Raw genomic sequence first — 2858 nt, 5'->3', positions numbered from 1 at the left:
GAAGCGGCGGGCAGCTTGATTTTGCCGACGGTGCTTATCGTTCCAAAGGCGGTAAGAGCATCATTGCCTTCCATGCCACCTTTACGGATAAGTCGGGAAAACTGCAATCCCGAATTCGTCCCACCTTACTTCCCGGTACAATCACGACCGTACCTCGCTCCCAGACCCATTATGTAGCAACGGAATACGGCATTGCCAACCTGATGGGCGCCTCCACATGGGAACGTGCGGAAAAACTCATTAACTTGGCGCATCCCGATTTCCGTGAAGATTTGATTAAAGAAGCAGAGGCTTTCAAAATTTGGCGTTACAGCAATAAGCGGTAATCTTCTCCCTTTCCACACCTCTTTTCTTGTGTTCGCCTGCCGAATGTGATAGAATATAAAAGCTTGATTGGGTCAAGCATCTTTCTTGCCCTTTTTTTCGAAAAAGGGCCATATGTCCAGAAGAGGAGGTGATTTCGTGAAAAAGTACGAAGTCATGTTTATCGCAAAACCGCTCGAAGAAGCTGAAGTTACTCCTATCGTAGAGTTTATCAGCAATCTTCTCACAAAAAACGGTGCAAAGATTGAAAAAGTCGATCTCTGGGGCAAACGCCACTTGGCATATCCCGTCAAAAAACAAAACGACGGTTACTATGTCTTGATCAACTTTGAAATTGAACCGGATGCGATTTTCGAAATTGACCGTGTCATTAAAATCCGTGAAGAAATCTTGAGACATTTGATCGTTAAGATCGGCGAATAACCGGAGGCGCAAAGGATATGAATTCAGTACAATTATTGGGAAACTTAGCTCGTGACCCGGAAATCCGTTTTACCAAAACAGGTAAGGCAGTCGCAATGTTTACCGTAGCCTGCACACGTACGTACATTCCTGCAGGAAGCACGGAACAACGCGAATTAACTGATTTTATTCCTTGTGTCGCATGGGGTAATTTGGCAGAAAGTTGTGGTAACAATTTGGCCAAAGGCAAGCGTGTATTCGTAGAAGGTCGTATCTCCGTTCGCTCGTACGAAGGAGCAGACGGCCAGAAACGCTATCGCACGGAAGTCGTCGCCGATTTTGTAGCACAGCCGATGGGTTCCGATTCGTCCCAGAGCATGGGCGCTCCTGTAAGTAAACCCGCATCATCCGATACCGGTTTTGACGGTTTAGGTAGCGAGTCGGACGAAGAAATCCCGTTCTAAAGTCAAATACATCCCTTCAAATCCAATAGAGGGAGGAATTATACAATGAGAAGAGATCGCTCGAGAAGACCTAGAAGAAAAGTTTGTAACTTCTGCGTAGATCATATCGAAGAAATCGATTACAAAGATACGGCTAAACTCCGTCGTTTCACGACGGAACGAGGAAAAATTCTTCCTCGCCGTGTATCCGGTGTTTGCGCTAAACATCAGCGTAAACTCACAGTAGCTATTAAACGTGCACGTGCGATTGCATTGTTGCCGTACACAGCTGAATAATAACGAACAAAAGGCTGAGACTGCATGCAGTTTCAGCCTTTTCATTTTTCAAAACTTATTGTCTGTCTGAACGATACACCCGCCTTCAAGCTGCTTCCGGTTAATAATAAAACCGCCCCTTTACAGGAGCGGTCAAATACGTTATCCGTGGAATAATTCTTTGGGGACAACAATAGGATTAAACCCTGTCTGGATAGCCTTTCTAGGCACATAAACACTTAGAAACGAAGGGCAGACTTCCAGTTCAAGTGGAAAGTCGGGTCCCTTATCCCCGTCCATATTAGTCGATAGTTTCTCATCGTCTACAATGGAAATACGTGCTTTTTTTATCTGTGTCAGCGTCATATATTCCGAGTTTATGGGCAACCCCGCCAGCACTTCCGGGATAACCTTTAATACATCCAGGTAATTAAATTCCTTAAACACAGCCAACCAAATTGTACCGTCATCAACCTTAGCCTTAGGAGCTATGTTGTTAAAACTGCCGACGGAACTGGTAAGCATTGCCACTATAAGCGGCGATCTGCGCACTTCCGTTCCCTCATCCGACTCAATCTTAAAAAGTGATGTTCTGCGTGATTGCAAGGCCTTAAGCCCTGTAAGAAAGTAGGCCATGGGGCCGAGACGGGTTTTTTGTTCAATAGATACGCTTCCCACCGCTTCAGGCATTACACCTGCCGCAACGGTATTGACAAAATAACGCTCATTGACACGACCTATATCCACTTTTACCAGCTTGCAATCCCGTAACATGTCGATAGCATCTTCCGGCTGCAAGGGGATATTTAAAGCCCGTGCCAAATCGTTCACTGTCCCCAAGGGTACAAAGCCGAACTTGATTTCTTTTCCGGCCTGAGCCAAGCCGTTTACAGTTTCATTCAAAGTGCCGTCCCCACCCATGGAAAAAACGGCATCATAATTATTGTTAGACGCTTCTTTCGCCCAGTTGACGGCATCCCCGCTACGTCGTGTCTCACGCAGTTCCACTTCGTCGAACATCGTTTGCAACTGAGCGTACAAGTCGTCCTTATAATACTTTGCCTTTTCCCGCCCGGACGTAGGGTTTACAATCATCATACACCGGCTCACTGGTATACCCTCCTATCATTTCATCTGTCCTTATTATAACTATAATAAATTATTTAGTGAAGATAAAACGTTCCTGTGCTATAGTAGAAATGAATACATAACGAGGAGGCCTTACATCTATGTCATGGGGTTTTAATACTACAACACCTTTATATAACCGGCCTCGCCGCACTGTATACGGTCGCAAGGGCATGGTTTGCACCTCTCAAACCTTAGCGGCACACATCGGTCTGGATATGTTAAAAAAAGGCGGAAATGCCGTTGACTCTGCAGTAGCCGTTGCCATTGCGCTTACCGTTTTAG

Annotated in this window: 5 protein-coding genes and 1 pseudogene; 5 read left to right on the top strand and 1 reads right to left on the bottom strand. The window is 45.6% G+C overall.

What is annotated here, in order from left to right; all coding sequences use genetic code 11:
- The 4 genes from PGX78_RS07110 to rpsR all read left to right on the top strand — a co-directional run.
- The coding region (locus tag PGX78_RS07110; RefSeq protein ID WP_333523996.1) for an acetyl-CoA hydrolase/transferase C-terminal domain-containing protein at nt 1-326 on the top strand (326 nt) is incomplete at its 5' end.
- Nucleotides 327-462: 136 nt separating this feature from the next.
- Entirely contained in the window at nt 463-747 is a 285-nt protein-coding gene (gene rpsF / locus PGX78_RS07105; RefSeq protein WP_040773627.1) for a 30S ribosomal protein S6, read from the top strand.
- Nucleotides 748-764: 17 nt separating this feature from the next.
- A complete protein-coding gene (locus tag PGX78_RS07100) occupies nt 765-1190 on the top strand; it encodes a single-stranded DNA-binding protein (protein ID WP_006941617.1) in 426 nt (141 codons plus the stop codon).
- Nucleotides 1191-1235: 45 nt separating this feature from the next.
- The gene (gene rpsR, locus PGX78_RS07095) at nt 1236-1466 is read left to right on the top strand and encodes a 30S ribosomal protein S18 (protein WP_006941612.1); all 231 of its coding nucleotides are present in this window, start codon (nt 1236-1238) and stop codon (nt 1464-1466) included.
- 141 nt (nt 1467-1607) lie between these two features.
- Here rpsR and PGX78_RS07090 read toward each other — a convergent pair whose 3' ends face one another.
- Nucleotides 1608-2555 (bottom strand): diacylglycerol/lipid kinase family protein, encoded by a 948-nt coding sequence (locus tag PGX78_RS07090; protein ID WP_270446148.1) that lies wholly within the window; start codon nt 2553-2555, stop codon nt 1608-1610.
- A gap of 119 nt (nt 2556-2674) precedes the next feature.
- Here PGX78_RS07090 and PGX78_RS07085 point away from each other — a divergent pair.
- Nucleotides 2675-2858: pseudogene (locus PGX78_RS07085) on the top strand (gamma-glutamyltransferase); the annotation flags it as partial.

The sequence above is a fragment of the Megasphaera sp. AF13-6AC genome, from assembly GCF_027685385.1.
Lineage (GTDB): Bacteria > Bacillota > Negativicutes > Veillonellales > Megasphaeraceae > Megasphaera > Megasphaera micronuciformis.
The sequence above is the reverse complement of the archived record's forward strand: the minus strand, read 5'-3'. Positions and strand labels throughout refer to the sequence as shown.